At 59.8% G+C, this 2,055-nt stretch carries 2 protein-coding genes; one reads left to right on the top strand and one right to left on the bottom strand.

Features of this window, described 5'->3' with window-relative positions:
* Window positions 1-167 precede the first annotated feature (167 nt).
* A complete protein-coding gene (locus ABX749_RS30925) occupies window positions 168-986 on the bottom strand; it encodes a hypothetical protein (protein WP_145207003.1) in 819 nt (272 codons plus the stop codon).
* Window positions 987-1,407: 421 nt separating this feature from the next.
* Between ABX749_RS30925 and ABX749_RS30920 the strand changes: the two genes are divergently transcribed.
* Window positions 1,408-2,055: WD40 repeat domain-containing protein (locus ABX749_RS30920; RefSeq protein ID WP_372899427.1), on the top strand; the 648-nt coding region annotated here is incomplete at its 3' end.

The raw sequence follows: 2,055 nt of genomic DNA, 5'->3' as shown, positions 1-2,055 counted from the left end.
TCTACATCGACCAGCTGCTCCAGTTCAGACGCTAGTGCTCCGGCTAGAGTTAGGGGTGCCGCTGAAAAGGGGTCAGGTACCAAAAATGCGAAGCACCCTTTGGGCCATTTGGGTTTTGGTACCTGACCCCTTTTCCGCTCGACCCCTTTTCCGCTCGACACAGAGCACTAGCCGGCCCAGAAAAACAACGCCATCAAGTAGGCGAACAGGCCGACGGGGTAGACAAATCCCACGTTGGCCATGTTGGAACCGGTCAGGTTGTCGAGGGCTTCTTGGGTGTCGTTGAGCTCACCGAGTTGTCCGTCTCGTTTGGAGGCCGCGTAGACGGCGAAGAAGCTGACCATTTCCGGGATGCTGGTGACGACGCCGAGGATCCAGCCGGCGATGGCCGGGCGCACTTTCAGTTCGTCGACGACCGTCGCGGTCGCCTCGCCCAAAAACATTCCGGCGATCGCGATCGCAATCAGCGTGGTCACTCCCAGCGTGATCCCGATGTGAAGACTGCCGACCGCCTCCCGTACCTCCTCCTCGCCTTTGACGGCACGATTGACGCGTTTGTCGACGAATTGATAGACGAGAAAGAATCCCAACAAAATAGGAATCAGATACCACTGGCTGTCCAAGCCCAATCGCATCAGCACGATGGGGACGGCGACGGCCAGACCGGCAAAGACGATCTCATCGAGGAACCGCATGTTGAACAGTTTGCCGAACTGTCGATAAAACGTGACAGCCATCAACATCAGGGCGACGTTGATGATGTTGGAACTGGCGATGTTCCACAGGCCTGCTTCCCAGACCCCGGCCAGCCCGGCGGCGACCAGGCAGACGAATTCGGGCACGGAGGTCGCGTACCCGGTCAATTGGCCGCGCGCCTTGGCACTCCAATTCATCGCCCCGGCAATGTGGTCGATGCCACGCAGCAACCCGTACTTGACGAGCACGATGATCGCCGCGGCGGAGACGATCATGGTCAGCGCGGGCATGAATTCAATCACTGGGGGCAGGGGGAAGGCGATGGGAGAGGTGAATGGTTCAATATAGGCCGAATCGAGAATCGTGCCAGATGCGAAAGTCTAGCCACCAACCGTTGGTATCCAGCCTTGAGGCGTTCCTCACAACGCCCTTGGCGTTCCGCGGGGACGGGAATCGGCTATAGCCCACACCGCTAAGTGAAGCGTCGTTTCCTTGGGTTGGGGCCCGTAGGCTCGCGCCAAACGGCTGATCATCGATTGACATCAGCCGGTTCGCGCTAGCGCGAGCGGCGCCCATCAATGTCGATTTAGCGGTATTGGCCGAAAACCTAGACACCAACGTTTGGTGTCGGTGCAGAACGATGGTTGCACGTGTCTCCGCGCGATGCTCTGATTTCTCCATCACCCCCACGCACTCGGCTTGAGAGAGACCATGAATTCGTCAGCTTCGGCGTCCGACAAGCGGCGGTCGCAGGGTCGCATGATTCGCTTTGCCATCATTTCGATCGCGATCTTGGCCCTGGTTGTCTGGATGATTCTCCCCCCCGTGGAGACACTCCGGTTTCAGAAGTACACGGTGGCGTCGACTGAACCCTTGTCGCTGCCATTGGTCTCGCTTCCCGATGTCGGTTCACGACCCATCCTGGCGTTTTCGGCCGATGGACAGTTGGCCGCCTATTTGTCCAAACGGGCCGATGGAGTCGATGGAGAACTCGAATCGCAGATCACCGTCATCGACGTGCAAACGGGAACGCCCACCGCGGGACCGCTGGCGGTTGCGGATTCCCGCACGCCACCGCACCTGGATTTCAGCCGCGACGGAAACGTGCTCGCCGCGGCCGGTGCGACGGAAGTCCGCGTCTGGGACCTTCGTGATTCGCGCGAGATCACGACGATTGCGCTGCCCGATGTTCGTCTGCAATCACGCCGGTTTGTGGCAGTCAGCCCCGACGGCACCCGGGTCGCAACCTCCGTTCAAGAACCGAACGCTGATCCCGGGCTGTGGGTGTTCCAGTGTGAAACGGGCCAGCCACTGATCCAGATGGAGCGTACGTCGGGGACCGCCAACGACGATCGATTC

The sequence above is a fragment of the Stieleria sp. genome (assembly GCF_041595215.1).
Taxonomy (GTDB): domain Bacteria; phylum Planctomycetota; class Planctomycetia; order Pirellulales; family Pirellulaceae; genus Stieleria; species Stieleria magnilauensis.
The sequence above is the reverse complement of the archived record's forward strand: the minus strand, read 5'-3'. Positions and strand labels throughout refer to the sequence as shown.